This window comes from Spirosoma luteolum, assembly GCF_054778875.1.
Window position 1 is genome coordinate 343,438 of record NZ_BAAGZE010000001.1, and the last position, 17,900, is coordinate 361,337.

General features: G+C 60.6%; 13 protein-coding genes. 7 read left to right on the forward strand and 6 right to left on the reverse strand.

All coding sequences use genetic code 11. The features are described from left to right. Nucleotides 1-43: 43 nt before the first annotated feature. The 4 genes from ACYVAC_RS01520 to ACYVAC_RS01535 form a co-directional block, all read right to left on the reverse strand. Nucleotides 44-1,234, reverse strand: a complete 1,191-nt coding sequence (locus ACYVAC_RS01520) for an exo-beta-N-acetylmuramidase NamZ family protein (RefSeq protein WP_461095780.1) — start codon at nt 1,232-1,234, stop codon at nt 44-46. Between the two features lie 121 nt (nt 1,235-1,355). Beyond that, a complete protein-coding gene (locus ACYVAC_RS01525; protein WP_461095781.1) occupies nt 1,356-2,027 on the reverse strand; it encodes a DUF3823 domain-containing protein in 672 nt (223 codons plus the stop codon). 6 nt (nt 2,028-2,033) lie between these two features. Further along, a complete protein-coding gene (locus ACYVAC_RS01530) occupies nt 2,034-3,875 on the reverse strand; it encodes a RagB/SusD family nutrient uptake outer membrane protein (protein ID WP_461095782.1) in 1,842 nt (613 codons plus the stop codon). 15 nt (nt 3,876-3,890) lie between these two features. Then, nucleotides 3,891-7,088 (reverse strand): SusC/RagA family TonB-linked outer membrane protein, encoded by a 3,198-nt coding sequence (locus ACYVAC_RS01535; protein ID WP_461095783.1) that lies wholly within the window; start codon nt 7,086-7,088, stop codon nt 3,891-3,893. Nucleotides 7,089-7,699: 611 nt separating this feature from the next. Between ACYVAC_RS01535 and ACYVAC_RS01540 the strand changes: the two genes are divergently transcribed. After that, nucleotides 7,700-8,881, forward strand: coding sequence for an ABC transporter permease (locus tag ACYVAC_RS01540; protein WP_461095960.1), 1,182 nt, complete (start codon nt 7,700-7,702; stop codon nt 8,879-8,881). A gap of 30 nt (nt 8,882-8,911) precedes the next feature. Here the strand turns inward: ACYVAC_RS01540 and ACYVAC_RS01545 are convergent, their stop codons facing one another. Then, entirely contained in the window at nt 8,912-9,376 is a 465-nt protein-coding gene (locus ACYVAC_RS01545; protein WP_461095784.1) for a hypothetical protein, read from the reverse strand. Next, complete coding sequence (locus tag ACYVAC_RS01550; RefSeq protein WP_461095785.1) at nt 9,373-9,630, reverse strand: helix-turn-helix transcriptional regulator; 258 nt, start codon at nt 9,628-9,630, stop codon at nt 9,373-9,375. Before ACYVAC_RS01550 ends, ACYVAC_RS01545 begins: the two co-directional genes overlap by 4 nt. Nucleotides 9,631-9,808: 178 nt before the next feature. Here ACYVAC_RS01550 and ACYVAC_RS01555 point away from each other — a divergent pair, with 178 nt between their 5' ends. The 6 genes from ACYVAC_RS01555 to ACYVAC_RS01580 all read left to right on the forward strand — a co-directional run bounded on the left by ACYVAC_RS01555 (nt 9,809) and on the right by ACYVAC_RS01580 (nt 17,885). Next, a complete protein-coding gene (locus tag ACYVAC_RS01555) occupies nt 9,809-13,192 on the forward strand; it encodes a methylmalonyl-CoA mutase family protein (RefSeq protein ID WP_461095786.1) in 3,384 nt (1,127 codons plus the stop codon). Between the two features lie 94 nt (nt 13,193-13,286). Then, on the forward strand, nt 13,287-14,078 hold the full coding sequence (locus ACYVAC_RS01560) for a hypothetical protein (protein ID WP_461095787.1): 792 nt from the start codon (nt 13,287-13,289) through the stop codon (nt 14,076-14,078). A 63-nt stretch (nt 14,079-14,141) separates the two neighbouring features. After that, on the forward strand, nt 14,142-15,164 hold the full coding sequence (locus ACYVAC_RS01565) for a bile acid:sodium symporter family protein (protein WP_461095788.1): 1,023 nt from the start codon (nt 14,142-14,144) through the stop codon (nt 15,162-15,164). Nucleotides 15,165-15,307: 143 nt separating this feature from the next. Next, on the forward strand, nt 15,308-15,733 hold the full coding sequence (locus ACYVAC_RS01570) for a hypothetical protein (RefSeq protein WP_461095789.1): 426 nt from the start codon (nt 15,308-15,310) through the stop codon (nt 15,731-15,733). A 258-nt stretch (nt 15,734-15,991) separates the two neighbouring features. Next, on the forward strand, nt 15,992-17,377 hold the full coding sequence (locus ACYVAC_RS01575; RefSeq protein ID WP_461095790.1) for a GH1 family beta-glucosidase: 1,386 nt from the start codon (nt 15,992-15,994) through the stop codon (nt 17,375-17,377). Nucleotides 17,378-17,483: 106 nt separating this feature from the next. Continuing rightward, nucleotides 17,484-17,885: a DUF2267 domain-containing protein gene (locus tag ACYVAC_RS01580; RefSeq protein WP_461095791.1), complete on the forward strand. Its 402-nt coding sequence runs from the start codon at nt 17,484-17,486 to the stop codon at nt 17,883-17,885. The last annotated feature ends 15 nt before the right edge of the window (nt 17,886-17,900 follow it).

The window sequence follows — 17,900 nt, forward strand, 5'->3', positions numbered from 1 at the left end:
AGTTGCACGCACCCGCCACTCCTATACGCTCCGGTTTGCTCCTTTATTTGTACAGCAGGTATTTCTGCCGCATCGTTCGATACGCTGTCAGACCGGGCTCCCAGCTTTTACGGATGGCCGACTCCGACACACCGGCCACCAGTTGCAGCCGCAGCTGATCGGTGCCGGCCAGTCGGTCGATGCCGCCCCCCGCCAGAAAAAACGCCGTTTTGTCGGTGGCGCGCCGGTAAAAATCAATCAAGTAATTGAGCATCATCGCTTTTCTGGAGATAGGGGCCTGCGACAGGTCGAGGCCGTAGCAAAGCTTTCCTTCGAGCGGAGGGTTCACCGCGCCGGGCTTGTCGACGGGTGTAAAGGTGTAGGGGCCGTACTGGGTGTAGGGCGACCCGATCACCTGGAACTGTTTGTCGGTGCCGCGTCCCACGCTCACTACCGTGCCTTCAAAAAAGCAGAGCGACGGGTAAAGCAGTACCGCCTGCTGGTTGGGCAGGTTGGGCGATGGCCGCACGGGCAGCACGTAGGGGGTCTGGTGGGTATAGTTCTTGACGGGAATCACCGTAAGGGGGCAGGTTTTGCCGGCACCAAGCCAGCCTTCGCCGTTGATCATGCCGGCCAGTTCGCCCACGGTAAGCCCGTGCACAACCGGAATCGGGTGCATACCCACAAACGATTTGAACTTCGGGTCGAGCACAGGACCATCGATGTAGTGGCCGTTGGGATTGGGCCGGTCGAGCACAATAAGTGGCTTTTTGGCTTCAGCACAGGCCTCCATCGCGTAGTGCATGGTGCTGATGTAGGTATAGAAACGCGTGCCTACATCCTGAATATCGAAGATCAGCACATCGAGCGAATCCATCTGGGCCGGCGATGGCTTGCGGTTTTTGCCGTAGAGCGAAGCAATCATGACCCCGGTGCGGGGGTCGCGGCCGTTGGCAATGTGCTCCCCGTCGGTAGCCTCGCCCCGAAAGCCGTGTTCGGGCGCAAAAATGGTTTTGATCTGCACCCCCAGCGCCAGCAGACTGTCGACGAGGTGGGTCTGCCCGATCCGCGAGGTGTGGTTGACCACCATACCGACCCGCTTACCCGCCAGGCTGGGCAGGTAGAGTGCCGTTTGCTGCGCACCGGTCTGCAGCGTGGGGGTACTGGTCGTCTGCCGGGTTGTCTGGGCCTGACAGGCCATACTGAGCACACCCAGCGCAACAAGCAAAATCCGATGAAAAAAGGCCGTGGTCATTCCAGTCGAGGGTTTATGACCACAAAAGTAGTGGAATAAGTGGATTTGAGCCGGTAAACCGAAACCGGTTGCTCCGCCCACGTTGGTGGCCGAAACAACCGGTTTGTAACAGCGGTGACCTTTAGAGCGTAATTTTCTGCACGGGTGTGTAGAGCAGTTCGGCCACGCCCACGGTTTTGACCCCGATCCGGACGTAGGCGTACCCCTTGCTCGTAACGGCCGCCGGGGTCGTCAGCGAGAACGTGATGGGCCTGGTCAGGTCGGCCACGGCCGTGCCGTTGCGGTCCTGCCGGCCGGCGTTATTGGTCACGTCGACAAACTGCGTGGTGCCCACCAGCAGCGTTACGTACTCGACGGCTTTCCCGGCCGCAACCTGCCCTACCTGACAACTGGCGTTGAGCAGCGTACCGCTCTTCTGAAACGTTTCGTTGCGAAGCACGTAGTAAGGCTGCACCGGTACATCGACCTGCACGGTGCCGCGCACAGCCACATTGATCGTATCGGTATTATCGACCCAGGGGCCATTGCCGCGCAGCCGCACCAGCTTGTAATCGCCGTCGAAGAGCGAGGCCGAAAACGATCCGTTCTGATCGACCATCACCGGTATTTTGGTGAACAGCTGATAGCCCCGCTGCCACAGCTCGAGCTGCACGCCGTTGCTGCGCACACCAACCGGCTGTCCTTCGTAGACCACCCGCCCCGTCAGTACCGACGCCGGCGGATCGTAATTATCTTTTTTGCAGCTGGTCAGCAACAGGGTACTGGCCAGCAAACTGTACAGGAGCGCTTTCATACACGATTACTGAAAAGGATTGCGGACAATTTTAGGATTGTTGTTCAGCACCGACTGGTCGATAAACGAGTAGTAGTTGGCCAGCTGAAACAGCCGGGGCGCCCGAAACCGGGGTGCTACCAGCTTCACAAAAATGTATTTGCCATCGCGGCTGTCGCCGGGGCGTACCACGCGGTACGGATACAGGGCATACTGCACGGCATCGGGACTGCTGGGGCTGCCGTTCCAGATTTCGTGGGCAATGCGCCACCGTTTCAGATCCCAGTAGCGGTGGTCTTCAAACGCCAGCTCGACCCGCCGTTCGTTCTGCAGCCGTTCCAGCGTAAGGGTGGTCAGGCTGTTGGCCGGGAAACCGGCCCGCTCCCGCACCCGGTTCACGTAGGTCAGCGCTTCGGCCGTCAGCCCCTGCTCGAAAGCCGCTTCGGCCGCGTTGAGCAGCACCTCACCCAGCCGGAACCGGATCCACCACATGTCGCTGCGAATGCCCCGCGTACTCGACAGCGCAGCCGGATCGATGTATTTGCGCAGGTAAAAACCGGTGTTCGACACCTCCGTCTGCGACCGCTGCGGCCCCGACGAGCCGGTCAGCAGTTTGCCGTCGGTGTAGGTCGTGCCCAGCGCGTTCCCCTCCACCAGCTGATAGCCGGTGCCGTTCCAGACCGCAACCCCCGCCTGAATCTGTACCTCCTGCCCTTTGAACGTGGTGCCGGGATAGATCACGGTGCCGTAGAGCCGGGCGTCTTTCTTAGCAAACGGACCACTCAGGTTATCGTAATACACGTAGTCCTTGTCGTCGGCGGTGCGGGTTTTCAGTTCGCCCGAACTACCATCGAGGTACTCATAATCCTCGACCAGGTTCAGACTCGGCGAGATGTTCGACGACGACAGATTGTCTTCGCGGATGTTGCGGGCAATATTATCGTAGCTGAAGTTATGCCGCTTGTCTTTGGCCGTCAGAAAATCCTTCGCCATGATCACCTCCGCATTGTTCAGCTTTTTGGTGATGGCGTCGTAGAAGTTTTCGCCCAGGTTGGGGTTGACCCGGTAGAGCGAGTAGGGGCCGGCCAGCACCTCCCGCGCGGCTTCGAGCGCTTTCTTGTAGTAGTCGGTCGCGCGTTCGGCCGGAATACCGACCTCGCCCCCGCCTGTCTGGATGGGAGCGCCCAGCCGGGCGTTGTAGCGGGCAATCGAGCCTGCGTAGAGCATGGCGCGGCACTTCAGCGCCATGGCCGTGTATTTGTTGGCGCGGGTGTTGCTGCCTTCGTTGCCCAGATCGGCCTTGATGGCATCGAGCTCGCTGACCACAAAGTCGTACACTTCCGACTCCTTGTTGCGCGGCTGCTGGAGTTTGGTGGGGTCGCCCCCAAAGTCGTACACCAGCTGTTTGGTAACGATGGGGACGCCCCCCATCCGCTTCACCAGCTCGAAGTACACATAAGCCCGCAAAAAGCGAAACTCTGCCGAAAACTGCGCTTTCTGGGCCGGCGTCAGCGCCGTGCTATACTGCTGAATGTTTTCAAGCGCCAGATTGATGTCGCGGATCAGGCCATAATCCCAGTACTGAAGCCGGCTGAAGCCGTACGAAACCAGGTTGTTGGTGCCATCGCCGTTGCCCGACCAGGTGGCTTCGTCGTAGGCGGTAAAATCGGCCCAGCCGGCATCGATCTGGGTGTGCGCCGGCAGCCGGTCGTAGTAGTTGGCCAGCAATCCTGTAATCAGTTTGCCGTCGTTCCAGACCTGACTGTCGACAATGATATTGGGGGGCTGCCGGTCCAGAAAATCCTTTTGGCAGCTCGATAAAGACAGCGCCAGCAGGCCTGTCAGCAGGAGCGTATGGGTTCGTTTCATGAGCGTTGACAGGCGTTAGAATGTAAGCGAAAAACCCGCGTTGAACAGGCGCTGGGGCGGATAGACCAGGGCACCGTTCGACGAAATTTCGGGGTCGACTTCGATGGATTTGAGGTTATCGAACGATAGCAGGTTGGTACCGTTGACGTAGACGCGCATGGCCGATACGCCAAACCGGTTGAGGAACGGCTTGGGCAGGTTGTAGCCTACCTCCAGGTTGCGCACGCGCAGGTAGCGTACGTTGGTCACCCAGAAATCGCTCCGGCGGCTGTAGTTTACGTGGCTGGGGCTGTCTTTACGCACGGCCGGGTAAGTGCCGGGTACCCAGGGGCTGTCGGCATTGAACGGGTCGGCGCGGTGCCAGCGGTCTTCGAAAATGTAGTTGGGCGACGTACCGTTGTTCTGGAATGGAATCTTCTGCTCCACCTCGCGCCGGAAAGTCTGCAGGCCCGCGCCGACCAGATCGACCCGCACCGTAAAGCCTTTGTATTCAAGCGATCCGTTGAACGCGTAGTTGCCGTAGGGCGTGGCCCCTTCGGCGTAGCCAATGGGCCGCTCGTCGAGGTTTGTGATAAGGCCATCGCCGTTGACATCCTTGTAGATCAGGTCGCCGGGCAGCTGGGTGCGGTTGCCCTGTCCGTCGTTGTTGACCGTGTAGGCGTCGATTTCCTGCTGCGACTGGAAACGGCCCACCACCTGATAGCCCCAGTTGATACCCGTCCAGCGGTTGACGCTCGAGTTGCGGTACTCATCGAACGAGTTGCCGAAGCGGGGCTTGTACACGCTCAGGCTCCGGAGCCGGGCCAGTGTGGCATTGGCACCCACGGTGTAGTTGACGCGGCCCACCTTACCCGAGTAGCTGATGGCCCCTTCGAGGCCGCGGATGGCGTCGGAGTTGAGGTTGGCGTTGGGCAGCGAGTACCCTACTTCGCTCGGCAGCAGCACATCGTACTGAGCCGCCGGCAGTCCCGTCCGTTTGCGCTCGAACACGTCGAACTGCCCCGACAGCTTGCCGCCAAACAGGCCAAAGTCCACCCCGACGTTGGTCGATACGTTGTTGACCCACGAGAGCGAGGTGATGGGCAGACCACGGGGCTGCACGCCGATCACGTAGTTGCCGTTGAAGATGGCACTGCCGCGCAGGTAATCGTAGCCCGACAGATAACTGAAGGGCGACACGATAAAGTTGTCGTTGATCAGGTCGCTGCCGGTGCGGCCGTAGCTGGCCCGCAGTTTCAGCTCACTGATCACCGAACCGGCCGCCTGCTTGAAGAAGGGCTCCTCGCTCAGGCGCCAGCCCAGCGATACGCCGGGGAAGAACCCATACCGGCGGCCGGGGGCAAACAGAAACGACCCATCATAACGGCCCAGCACCTCGGCCAGGTAGCGCTGCTTGTAGTTGTAGTTGAGCCGTCCAATGTAGCCCGCCCGCGCCGTCACGTTCCACTCGTCGATCAGCAGATCCTGGTTGGCAAACGACATCAGCGGAATGTAGTTGTTGGGCGGCACGGTATGCACCACCAGGTATTTGTTGTCGGTATCGTAGCGCTCGTAGGCCAGCACCCCCGACAGCCCGTGTTCGCCGAACTGTTTGTTGTAAGTGGCCTGCATCTGCCAGAACCGGTCGGCTATGTTGCGTTTGCGCCGTTCGCGCCACGGGTTCTGGTTGCCGCCCCCCGGCACCACGTTGTAGGTGTCAGTCTTCGGATCGTAGTTGTAGGCATCGTAGGTGTACTCGAAGCCGTCGAAGTCGAAGTTGGTGAAGTTGTAGGAGTAGGTTCCTTTCAGGCTCAGGCCAGAATCGAACGTATACTGCGCCGTGAAGTTGGCCTTCACCGCCCGCCACAGTTCGCTGATGTAGCCCGTGATTTCCTTCTTGTACGTCGCCGGGTTGACATTGACGTTGTGGGTCTGGTTAATGTATTTGGGGTTATCGTTGGCGTAGGGCCGCTCGGTGGGCCACATCGAGAAAATACTCAGAAACGGATTGAAGTAATCGTCGAGCCCCGGCACGCCCGTTTGCTGCCGGTCTTCGAAGCGACCGCTGATCTGGGTACCGATCCGAAGCTTCTTACTCAGGCCGGCGTCGACGTTTGCCTGGAAATTACTCCGGTTAAATTTAAAATCTTCAATCAGCGCATCCTGGCTCAGGTGGCTTGCCGACACGTAGTAGGTGACGTTGTCGGTGCCGCCCGACACGCTGCCACTCAGGTAAGCCTGGGGCACGTTGGGGCGCATCACCATCTTGTAGTAATCGTAGCTCTGGTATCCCTTCTCGGTACCGGCCTGCCATTTGGCCAGTTCTTCAGGCGTGATGCTCGACTGGATGCCCCGGTTCTGGTCCGACTCGGCCAGCGCCCGCACGTGCTGGTAGGCATTGGCCGGGTGCGGGTAGCGGGTAAAGTTCTGCAGGCCATAATACCCGTTCAGGTTGATGGCCGGTTTCTGGCCGGCCTTACCCCGCTTGGTCGTTACCAGCACCACGCCGTTGGCAGCCCGCAGCCCGTAGATAGCCGCCGAGCCGTCTTTCAGAATCGAGATGTTCTCGATATCGCCGATACCCAGGTTGTTGAACTGCCCCGCGTCGGCCACGATACCGTCGATGACGTAGAGGGGGCTGCCCATGTTCCGGATCTGGATGTTGGTGCCGCCCCCCGGCCGGGCGTCGGTCTGGCGGGCCGTGATACCGGCTACCCGCCCCACCAGCGCACTCGACGTGGTTACGGCCGGCGTGCGGACAATGTCGTCGGCTTTGACGGCCGCTACCGACCCCGTTACGGTGCCGCGCGACTGGGTGCCGTAGCCGACAACTACCACTTCATCGAGCGACTGATCGTCTGAAATCATTTTGATCGACAACCGGGCGCCCGAGCCCGCCGGAACCTCCTGCGAGCGGTACCCGACAAACGAAAAAACCAGAACGGTAGCGGGGTCGGGAACGGTAATCGAAAACTGGCCCTGGGCATTGGTGGTAGCTCCCCGGTTCGAGCCCTTGATAACGACGTTGACCCCGGGCAGGGCCTCCCCTTTTTCGTCGGTCACCAGCCCCGAAATGGTCATGTCGACGGGCAGGGCATGGGATGCATCGGGGTGAAACAACGGTCGGCTGGCGGCAGCGGCCAGGCCGGACCCGAGCGTGAGGCTCAGGGCAATCGGTACGAACGCACGGCCGACGAGCAGCCACGCCTTCGCATATGGTACTGATTTTTTCATACCTTTAAACGTTTTTGTCTTGATCGAAAGGGGCAAAGGCATTCCTGACACCCCGTTACGGGGTGCAATCGCAGATCGGGAATCGGGTTGGGTCAACGATGCTGGTACCATCGTTGACCTTTTTTTTACACAGTCGGGGGGTTGGGCATAGGCGGTAGCGGGGTATTAGTAGGTACTGGGCGGTAGAGAAACCCAACGGCTGGTACCACGTTGAATTTGTCCTATAAATCAAATGTATTATCCTGAATCATTAAAAACCAATTAATATCAAAATAGAGGTATTATTCGCCAATTCATGCCCACCAAACTAGATTAAAAGAAGGTTACATAGCTATTTTTCACTGCCACTGACTCTATTTAAACACACACCACTCCCCTTTTGGCCCCGGTGCCGGTAAATATAAGCCGAACGCCAGTGGCCTGTCTGCCGGCACCTTTCGACACGATTTTCGGGCCGCCATGGCCGTTATGCCGCCGATCTGGTTTCTTTGTAGAACGAACACGTATTCGCCAGCGGGCAGCGCCAACCCATAGGCCGCCCCCGATTACCGACTAACGACACGACCTTGACTATTTCTCTGTTTCTGGCCCGTCGGGTGCGCCACGCGCCCATGGGTAGCTTCTCGGCCACAGTAACCCGGATCGGGGTAGCCAGCATCGCGCTGGGGCTGGCCGTTATGCTGATTGCCTTTGCCGTACTCTACGGCTATCAGCGCACCATTCAGCAAAAGATTTTTCTGTTTGGCGCCCACCTGCAGGTGAGCAAGTTTACCAACAACCACTCCTACGAAGACACCTCGCTGCCCCTCAATTCGCCCCTGTTCCGGGCGGGCACGAGCCTGCCGGGTGTGCAGCACATACAGGCCGTGGCTACCAAGCCGGGTATCCTGAAAACACCCGACGAACTGGCGGGCGTGGTGCTCAAAGGTGTCGGGCGCGACTACAACTGGCCGCTGCTGCGCGAATCGCTGGTGGCGGGCACGCTGCCCACCGTCGGGGCCGACACCGGCAACGGCTCTACCCAGCTGCTGATCAGCCAGTACATGGCCGATCAGTTGCGGGTAAAGCCCGGCGATGCGCTGCCCCTGTATTTTCTGGGCAACCCACCCCGGGCGCGTAAAATGACGATTGTAGGGATTTACGAAACCGGTCTCGAAGAGGTCGATAAAACCATCGCCATCGGCGATATCCGGCTGATTCAGCGGCTCAACAAATGGGGTCCCGATACGGTGGGGAGCTACGAGATTTTCGTGCGTGATTTCAGCAAGCTCGACCAGGTGCGCGAAACCGTGTTCGACCGCATGAGCCCCGACATGCGGCTGGTATCGGTCAAAGATCAGTACCGCCCGCTGTTCGACTGGATGCTGCTGCTCGACCGCAACATGGTGATTTTGCTGGTGCTGATCGCCTTTGTCGCTTCGTTCAACATGGTATCGGTCCTGATCGTACTGATGATGGAGCGAACCCCCATGATCGGGCTGCTGAAAACGCTGGGTGGCGACAACCCGCTGATCCGCCGGGTATTTCTCTACGTGGGGCTCAACATGGTGGTGCGCGGCCTCGTCATCGGCAACGTTGTTGGGCTGGGCCTCTGCTTCATACAGGACCGCTTCCGGCTGATTCCGCTCGACCCGAAAAATTACTTCATGCACTACGTCCCGATTGCGTGGGACTGGCCAACTATACTGATCCTCAATGCAGCGGCTGTGGTGCTGATTGCGCTCGTGCTCTGGATTCCCACTATTGTGGTGAGCCGGATTCAGCCCATCAAAGCGCTGGCGTTCAAAAAATAACGCCAGCGCCACGCGGGCGGCTGCCCGTCTTCAGGCAATCAGATCGCGCGGGTCAACGGCACCATACACATCGGGTTCGGTCCAGGCCAGTAGGGCCGAGGGCAACCCCAGCACCACCACCCAGGTTCCCCAGAATACCAGATCATACGACCCCGCAAGCGAAGGCAGTGGCCAGTGCAGATCAAGGGCCATCAGCCCGTAGCCGGCCAGCAGCAGCACCACCAGACTAAGTCCCATGTAGGCGTAGCGGTAGGCCTGATTGCGCACCTGCACCTGCCGCTCATCGACCTGCTCGTCGGGCGCATTGCCAAACTGCCAGAGGCCGGTTTTGTAGTACAGGTAGGCCGATGAAGCCATAATCAGCAGCAGCCCCAGCGCACCGGCCAGCTGCGCCGGCAGACCCGCCGTTTGCGTAAGCACATACAGAAGCGGACAGCTGCCCAGCTGAATCAGCACGGCCACACGACGCCGGGCAAGCGAGAGGGTACGAGTCATGGTTTTAGTTGTTTTAGTAAGGCAATTTCTTCACTCAGAGGGCGTAGGGGCTGCCGCGAAAACACCAGTTCGATGGGTAGCCCGAATACCGCGCTCAGGTCCATGGCCAGATCGAGGCTGGGGTTGTATTCGCCCCGCTCCAGATACCCGATCGTCTGCACATTCACCCCCACCCGGTCGGCCAGTTCCTTGCGCGACAACCCTCGCTCGCCCCGAAGTACCGCCAGCCGGTTATAGATTCGCTCACCTTTCATGTGAGCAAACCTACAACATTTTGTTGTATATTTACAACATATTGACGTATTTTTTTTCACACGCCTACTAAACCAGCCAGCCGTGTATTTGTGCGGTATGGGAGCCGCAGGGCTTTTGCGTAACTTTGGTACAATTTCCAGAGAATCCATCAACAAGACCAGAACCTCCGTTAACCCTATGACAGTTCCTTCGCCCGCCCGGCCTTCGCAAACCGGCCGATTACTGCGCCACAACGTCCGGCTCGTTACGGCGGCCTCTCTGTTCGACGGCCACGACGCGGCCATCAACCTGATGCGCCGGCTGATGCAGGCGTCGGGGGCCGAAGTGATTCACCTGGGCCACAACCGCTCGGTGGCCGAGATTGTCGACTGCGCCATTCAGGAAGACGTACAGGGTATTGCCATTACCAGCTACCAGGGGGGCCACCTGGAGTTTTTCAAGTACATGTACGACCTGCTGCAGGAGCGGGGCGCGGGTCATATCAAACTCTTCGGGGGCGGGGGCGGCACTATTCTGCCGAGCGAAATCGACGAACTGCATGCCTACGGCATTACCCGCATCTACTCGCCCGACGATGGGCGGGCCATGGGCCTGCAGGGCATGATCGACGATCTGCTGCGGCAGTGCGACGTGGCGCTGCCTCCGCTCGACCCGGCCGACCTGAGCCAGCTCGCCGACACGCCCCAGACCGTAGCCCGGCTGATTACGATGGCAGAAAACGACCCCGACGGGTTTCGGCAGCTGCGGCTCCCCCGCCCTACCCACCCCGTACCGGTGCTGGGCATTACGGGTACGGGGGGCGCCGGTAAATCATCGCTGATCGACGAGCTGGTGCTGCGGTTTCTGCGTCATTTTCCCGACCAGCGGCTGGCCATCATCTCGGTCGACCCATCGAAACGCAAGACGGGCGGGGCACTGCTCGGCGACCGGATCCGGATGAACGCCATTCAGCCGATGCCGGGCGCAGCCGCCCGGGTCTACATGCGGTCGCTGGCCACGCGGCAGTCAAATCTGGCCCTGAGCCGGTACGTGCAGGACGCCATCGACATCTGCAAGGCGGCCCGCTTCGACCTCATCATCGTCGAAACGTCGGGCATCGGGCAGTCGGACACCGAGATTACCGAGCACGCCGACAAAACGCTGTATGTGATGACGGCCGAATACGGCGCGGCCACCCAGCTCGAAAAAATCGACATGCTCGATTTTGCCGATGTCATTGCCATCAACAAATTCGACAAGCGGGGGTCGCTCGATGCACTGCGCGACGTGCGGAAACAGTACCGGCGCAACCACAATCAGTGGGATACGCCCGACGAGGCCCTGCCCATTGTGGGCACTATGGCTGCCCAGTTCAACGATGCCGGCATGAATGCCCTGTTCGAGCGGCTGGTGGGCGTGCTCGACCTCGTTCCCGCTGCCGGGGTGCCGGGCGTCGTCACGCCGGGCGCCGGAGCGCCGGCCGCCGTGGTGGCCACATCCGGAGCGCCGGCCGCCGTGTTGGCCATTATTCCGCCCGACCGGGTGCGCTACCTGGCCGAACTGGTTGAGGAGAGCCGGCGCTACGGGCGCTTCGTGCAGGAGCAGAGTCTGCTGGCGCGGCAGTGCTACCAGGTGGGCGGTACGCTGCCCCTGCTGCCCGATGGTCCCGCCCGCGACGCGGCCCAGGCCCTGCTGACCGCGCTGCAGAACCGCCTGCACCCCGACTGCCGCGCCCTGCTGGCCGAATGGCCGGCCACCAAAGCCCGCTACACGGCCGATTTCTACGAGTTTACGGTGCGCGACAAGGTGATCCGGCAACCCCTTTACACCGAAACGCTGTCGCACCTGCGCGTGCCGAAAGTGAGCCTGCCCCGTTACCACGACGATGGCGACATACTGACCTGGCTGCTGACCGAAAACGTACCGGGCGAATTTCCGTACACGGCGGGCGTGTTTCCGCTCAAACGCACGGGCGAAGACCCTACCCGGATGTTTGCCGGCGAGGGTGGCCCCGAGCGTACCAATCGCCGGTTCCACTACGTGTCGCAGGGGCAGCCCGCTAAACGACTCTCCACCGCCTTCGACTCCGTGACGCTCTACGGCGAAGACCCCGCCCTGCGCCCCGATATTTTCGGCAAGGTGGGCAACTCGGGCGTCAGCGTCTGCACCCTCGACGACGCCAAGAAGCTGTATTCGGGCTTCGACCTCTGCGATCCGGCCACATCGGTGTCGATGACCATCAACGGCCCGGCGCCCATGCTGCTGGCTTTTTTCCTGAATGCCGCCATCGACCAGCAGTGTGAAAAATGGCTGGAGGCCCATCCCGAGATTGCCCGGCCGGCCGGCGCGCGGGTGCAGTACCACGGCCCGCTGCCCGACGGCAACAATGGGCTCGGCCTGGGCCTGCTGGGTACCACTGGCGACCGGGTGCTGCCGGCCGAGGTGTATGCCCAGATCAAAGCCGACACCCTCCGGCGGGTGCGCGGCACGGTACAGGCCGACATTCTGAAAGAAGATCAGGCCCAGAATACCTGCATTTTCTCGACCGAGTTTGCCCTCCGCATGATGGGCGACATCCAGCAGTATTTCACCGACAACCGGGTGCAGAATTTTTATTCGGTGTCGATTTCGGGCTACCACATTGCCGAAGCGGGCGCCAACCCCATTTCGCAGCTGGCCTTTACGCTCGCCAACGGCTTTACGTTTGTGGAATACTACCTGAGCCGGGGTATGCACATCGACGATTTTGCGCCCAACCTGTCGTTTTTCTTCTCCAACGGCATGGACCCCGAGTACACGGTGATGGGCCGGGTAGCGCGCCGGATCTGGGCCAAGGCCATGAAGCATACCTACGGGGCCAACGACCGGTCGCAGAAGCTCAAGTACCACATCCAGACTTCGGGACGTAGTCTCCACGCGCAGGAAATCGGCTTTAACGATATCCGCACCACGCTGCAGGCGCTGCTGGCCGTGTATGACAACTGCAACTCGCTGCACACCAACGCCTACGACGAAGCCATTACCACGCCCACCGAAGAGTCGGTCCGGCGGGCCATGGCCATTCAGCTCATTATCAACCGGGAGTTTGGCCTGACCAGAAACGAGAACCCGCTCCAGGGTTCATTTGTGGTGGAAGAGCTGACCGATCTGGTCGAAGAAGCCGTGTATCAGGAGTTTCTGGCCATCAACGAACGCGGGGGGGTGCTGGGTGCCATGGAGCGCATGTACCAGCGCAGCAAGATTCAGGAAGAATCGATGTACTACGAAACGCTGAAGCACAACGGCGATCTGCCCATTGTGGGGGTCAACACCTTCCTCGACCCCGCCGGCTCGCCGACCGTGGTGCCCGCCGAGGTGATTCGTTCGACCGATGCCGAAAAGCGGGCGCAGGTCGATAACTGCCGCCTGTTTCAGGAATACCACCGCTCCGATGCGGAACAGGCCCTGCAGCAACTGCAGCAAACGGCCCTGACGGGTGGCAACCTCTTTGCCAGTCTGATGGAAGCCGCCAAAGTCTGCTCGCTGGGGCAGCTCTCCAACGCCCTGTATACCGTGGGCGGGCAGTACCGCCGGAATATGTAACCCCGGTGCCGGGCGCAACCAGCGGGTGGTTGCGCCCGGCCGGCTTATGGAATCACCCCGCTAATCAACTCTCCTATCCACAACCCTACAGACCATGACAAAACGATTGCTTGGCTGGCTACTGCCGGCGCTCCTGTTCCCCGGGCTCAGCCGGGCGATGTGCGCCATGTCGGATCTCCGCGCCTTCCCCGCTACCGCGACCCTCGCCCCCACCAGCATCCTGATTCTGGAGGGCTACGAAGCCAGTCAGCCCGTTATCCGGGCGCTGAACAAAAAATACCCCGTGTATCTGGTCAGTGCCTCCGGGCGGGTGCGGCTACTGGTGCAGGCCCTGCACGAGGGGCAGTTTCGCCTGACGCAGGCCGTGGTTAAACCCGAACGGCCACTCAAACCCGGTCAGACCTACACCCTGCTTATCGAAGGCGTCGAGCCCTATCAGGCGCCTGTGCGCTACAACAGCCGGCTGCGCCGTTCTGAACCGTACCAGTACACCGTGTTAGCGCCCACCCGGCCACCGGCAACGGTCAGCTGGCTTACTTATCCCCACGAAAGCAAAAAAACGCTCGTGCAGTACGGCTGCGGCCCCGCCACGAACGTGTTTTTCGACTTTGCCCTCTCGGTACCCACCGCCGATACGGCGTTTGTGGTCAGAGCCGAAGTGCGCAGCCAGGCCACTGGGCGTACCACCACGTTTTACCTGGAGTCCGAAAAGGGGCGCGTTGGTATCGGCCACGGCATGTGTTCGGGCGGCTTTACCTTCGACCAGGGCACCGATTATCTGGTCTCGTTTACACTGATCGACGGCGTAGGCCGCCCGCTGCTGGCTACCCGCGAGGCCCTGGCCTTCACCAAACCCACCGTCGAAACCGACCCGCGCGATCGGTAGCGGCAGGCCAGTGCTGACGACATACCGGCAAACGAAAACGAGTCGGGGGCAGTTGTGTAGCCAATGGCAAACACGTCTTTATCTGCGCTGCTGGCCCGCGTCGGGCTCGATTGGTTTATTCTGGCCCTGCTGGCCATGATCGGACTGGCCCGGCTCTGGCCCGAACCGGGCATGCTCGAAGGCCCCCTGTCGCTGTCGGCCCTGTCGACCTATGGCGTCTCGCTGATCTTCTTTTTCTACGGCCTGCGGCTCGATTTCGTACAGCTTAAAGCAGGCCTGCGCAACTACCGGCTGCACCTGCTCATTCACCTGACCACCTTTGTGGTGTTTCCGCTGCTGGTACTGGGCGCGCGGGCCCTGCTGATGACGCCCGATAGTACGCTGCTCTGGACGGGTATTTTCTTCGTGGCCGCCCTGCCGTCCACCGTCTCGTCGTCGGTGGTCATGGTGTCGATTGCGGGGGGCAACCTGCCGGCGGCTATTTTTAACGCCAGTATCTCGAGTTTGCTGGGCGTGTTCATTACGCCTATCTGGATGAGCATGCTGCTCAGTGGCGGGCAGGGCCAGTATGATCTGGAAAGCGTAATTCTGAAACTTACCATTCAGGTACTGGTGCCGGTGGTGCTGGGTATCCTGCTGAACAAACGGCTGGGCTGGGTAGCCATCCGTTACAAAACCCCGCTCCGCTACCTCGACCAGCTGACCATTCTGATGATTGTGTACACGGCCTTCTGCGAGTCGTTTACGCTTAATTTGTTTCGCAATTACTCGGCGCTCGATCTGGTGCTGCTGGGCGGTGGACTGCTGCTGCTCTTTTTCGGCGTGATGGGCCTGATGACCGTGGTGAGCCGCTGGCTCCGCTTCTCGCGCGAAGACCGCATAACGGCCCTGTTCTGCGGCTCCAAAAAGTCGCTGGTGCAGGGAAGCGTGATGGCCAAGGTACTGTTTCCGCCCAGCGCGGCCGGCGTGGTGCTGCTGCCCATCATGCTTTACCACGCCCTGCAGCTGATTGTGGCCAGTATGCTGGCCCAGGCCATGGCCCGCTGGCAGCCCGCCCCCCGGCCCGAACCCGATCGGGCGGCCTGACCGATTCAGCACCCGATACCGGGCATTCGAATCGCCTATCGGGGCGTTCAGGCGTTATTTCCAGACGGGCGTTAAACGCAGCGGGCGGATTTGTCTCTAACGATCAGTTAACCACTAAACGCAACACGCAAGTGAATCTGACCATGAAAAAGACAATCGTAGCCGCCCTTGCTTTTTTTGCCCTGACTACGGGCAGCACCTTTGCCCAGCGGGTATATGAACGCCCCTACGACAACCGGCCGGGCTACAACGCCCCCCGCAGCCAGTATAACGACGATTTCCGCGATGAGCTGAAAATCGAACGGCTCGATGCCCTGGTGGGTCTGTCGCGCCGGCAGGAGAAGCAGCTGCGCCGAATCGAAGAAAACTACGACCGGCTGTTTGCCACGTCGCGCATGACACCCCAGGGCTACCGCGACGCCCAGCTCCGCAAACGCGAGGAAGTGATGTCGGTGCTGACGCGCTCGCAGCGCGAACGGCTCTTTGCCTACCAGCAGCAGAACACCCGCCCCGGCAACAACGGCCGCGGTTATAACAACGGAGGCTACTACGGTGGCCGCCGGGGCTAAGCTTCCCGGAAGGAATTAATTGACGGAGGGTTACGCGAATCGGCCATACGGCGCACTGATCGACAGGCGCCGGAGCCGGGGGGCGTAACCCTCGCTGCGTTAACGAAACCATAATGTAGCCAACCACCCCGGGCCGGCGCATTGCCCCTACCTTTGTCCGAATTTTTCCGCTTCATGTTGGCCGATCATACGCTTCCTGGTTCCGGTGCTGAATTGAATGAGCCTGATGTGACCGGGTCACGCCAGACCCGGTCTGGCGTGACCCGGTCTGGACTGAACCGGTCGGCTTTCGGGACCGACTTTGTCTGGGGAACGGCCACGGCAGCCTATCAGATCGAAGGCGCCGTCGATCGCGACGGGCGCGGGCCGTCCATCTGGGATACGTTCTGCCACCAGAAAGGCAAAATCAAGACCGGCGAGCATGCCGACAGTGCCTGCGAGTTCTACGATCGCTACGAAGACGACCTGCGGCTCCACAAAGCGCTGGGCCTCGACCATTTTCGGTTTTCGATTTCGTGGTCGCGGGTGCTGCCCCACGGCCTGGGCCCACAGCACGGCGGTCACGTCAACGAACCCGGGCTGGCGTTCTACGACCGGCTTATCGATCACTGTCTGAGCCTGGGCCTGACGCCCTGGATCACGCTCTACCACTGGGATCTGCCGCAGGCGCTCGAGAACCTGGGCGGCTGGGCCAACCGCAACGTGGTCGACTGGTTTGCCGATTATGCCGATGTCTGCACCCGGGCGTTTGGTCACAAGGTCAAAAACTGGATTATTCTTAACGAGCCCCTGGCCTCGTCGGTGCTGGGTTATTTTACGGGGCAGCATGCCCCCGGACGGCGCAGCATTCGGGCCCTGCTGCCCGTTATTCACCATACGGCGCTGGCCCAGGCCGAAGGCGGGCGCGTGGTTCGGCGCAACGTGCCCGACGCCCAGGTTGGCACCACATTCTCCTGCTCCCCGGTCGACCCCCACACCACGTCGGCGCGCGACCGTGCGGCTGCCCGGCGCGTCGACGCCCTGCTGAACCGGCTGTACATCGAACCGGCGCTGGGGCTCGGTTATCCCGTCGATGAGCTGCCGTTTCTGGGAGGGATCATGAAGAAACACGCCCACCCCGGCGATACCGAACGGCTGGTGTTCGACTTCGATTTTATCGGCCTGCAACACTATTTCCGGGCTGTCGTCGAGCATTCCTACTTCCTGCCCTACGTCTGGGCCAAAGACGTGTCGCCCCTGAGCCGGGGGGTGCAGACCATTACCGAAATGGGCTGGGAGGTCAATCCCGAAAGCCTGTACCGCATTATCCGGCAGTTTTCGCAGTACGCAGGCATCCGCAAGCTCTACATCAGCGAGAGCGGAGCGGCCTTCTACGACAGGCTTCAGCAGAGCCGGGTCGACGATCCGGCCCGGATTGCCTACCACGAGACTTGCCTGCAGCAGGTGTTGCAGGCCCGGCAGGAGGGCATTCCGGTTGCCGGTTATTTCGTCTGGACGTTCCTCGACAACTTTGAGTGGGCCGAAGGGTACCGGCCCCGCTTCGGGCTGGTCTACGTGGACTATCGCACCCAGCAGCGTTTCGTCAAGGAATCGGGCTACTGGTTTCAGCGGCTACTCACGGCCCCGGCCGGGCCCACGCCCTGACCATCGGGCGCCCAGTTAGCGGGCACAAAAGCCCCTAGTTTGGGCCACGGGCTAACATCTTCCGTAAACGGCGGGTTGACCTGTCAAATCAACACAACCCAACGTTATGCAATACCCTGAATTTATTCACCAGGCCAAAGAAACCCTCGGCGTTCAGTCGGAAAGCGAGGTAATCGACATCACCCGGGCCTTTCTGCACACCCTGACCGAACACCTGACCGGCAATGCCGCCGATAATTTGGGTGCGCAGCTGCCCGCCCCCCTGCTCGACATCATCCGCGAACTGTCGCCCGAAGACCGCGATCAGGGGCAGCGCTTTCCGCTCACCGAATTTTACCAGCGCGTGGGCGATAAGCTGGGAACCGATGCCGCCACCGGCGAACGCTACACCCGATCGTTCATGACCCTGTTCAGCGCCATGATTACCGACGGCGAATGGCAAAAGATAAAAGTCACGCTGCCGGCTGACTATGCTCCCCTGTTCGATGGGGCAGCCGCAGCAAATTAGCGGCCGGTTGGTCCG

Excerpts from the sequence above, each read along its gene's own strand:
- ACYVAC_RS01520 (WP_461095780.1), bottom strand. The coding sequence starts at position 1,234 with ATGACCACGGCCTTTTTTCATCGGATTTTGCTTGTTGCGCTGGGTGTG.
- ACYVAC_RS01525 (WP_461095781.1), bottom strand. The coding sequence starts at position 2,027 with ATGAAAGCGCTCCTGTACAGTTTGCTGGCCAGTACCCTGTTGCTGACC.
- ACYVAC_RS01530 (WP_461095782.1), bottom strand. The coding sequence starts at position 3,875 with ATGAAACGAACCCATACGCTCCTGCTGACAGGCCTGCTGGCGCTGTCT.
- ACYVAC_RS01535 (WP_461095783.1), bottom strand. The coding sequence starts at position 7,088 with ATGAAAAAATCAGTACCATATGCGAAGGCGTGGCTGCTCGTCGGCCGT.
- ACYVAC_RS01540 (WP_461095960.1), top strand. The coding sequence starts at position 7,700 with ATGGGTAGCTTCTCGGCCACAGTAACCCGGATCGGGGTAGCCAGCATC.
- ACYVAC_RS01545 (WP_461095784.1), bottom strand. The coding sequence starts at position 9,376 with ATGACTCGTACCCTCTCGCTTGCCCGGCGTCGTGTGGCCGTGCTGATT.
- ACYVAC_RS01550 (WP_461095785.1), bottom strand. The coding sequence starts at position 9,630 with ATGAAAGGTGAGCGAATCTATAACCGGCTGGCGGTACTTCGGGGCGAG.
- ACYVAC_RS01555 (WP_461095786.1), top strand. The coding sequence starts at position 9,809 with ATGACAGTTCCTTCGCCCGCCCGGCCTTCGCAAACCGGCCGATTACTG.
- ACYVAC_RS01560 (WP_461095787.1), top strand. The coding sequence starts at position 13,287 with ATGACAAAACGATTGCTTGGCTGGCTACTGCCGGCGCTCCTGTTCCCC.
- ACYVAC_RS01565 (WP_461095788.1), top strand. The coding sequence starts at position 14,142 with ATGGCAAACACGTCTTTATCTGCGCTGCTGGCCCGCGTCGGGCTCGAT.
- ACYVAC_RS01570 (WP_461095789.1), top strand. The coding sequence starts at position 15,308 with ATGAAAAAGACAATCGTAGCCGCCCTTGCTTTTTTTGCCCTGACTACG.
- ACYVAC_RS01580 (WP_461095791.1), top strand. The coding sequence starts at position 17,484 with ATGCAATACCCTGAATTTATTCACCAGGCCAAAGAAACCCTCGGCGTT.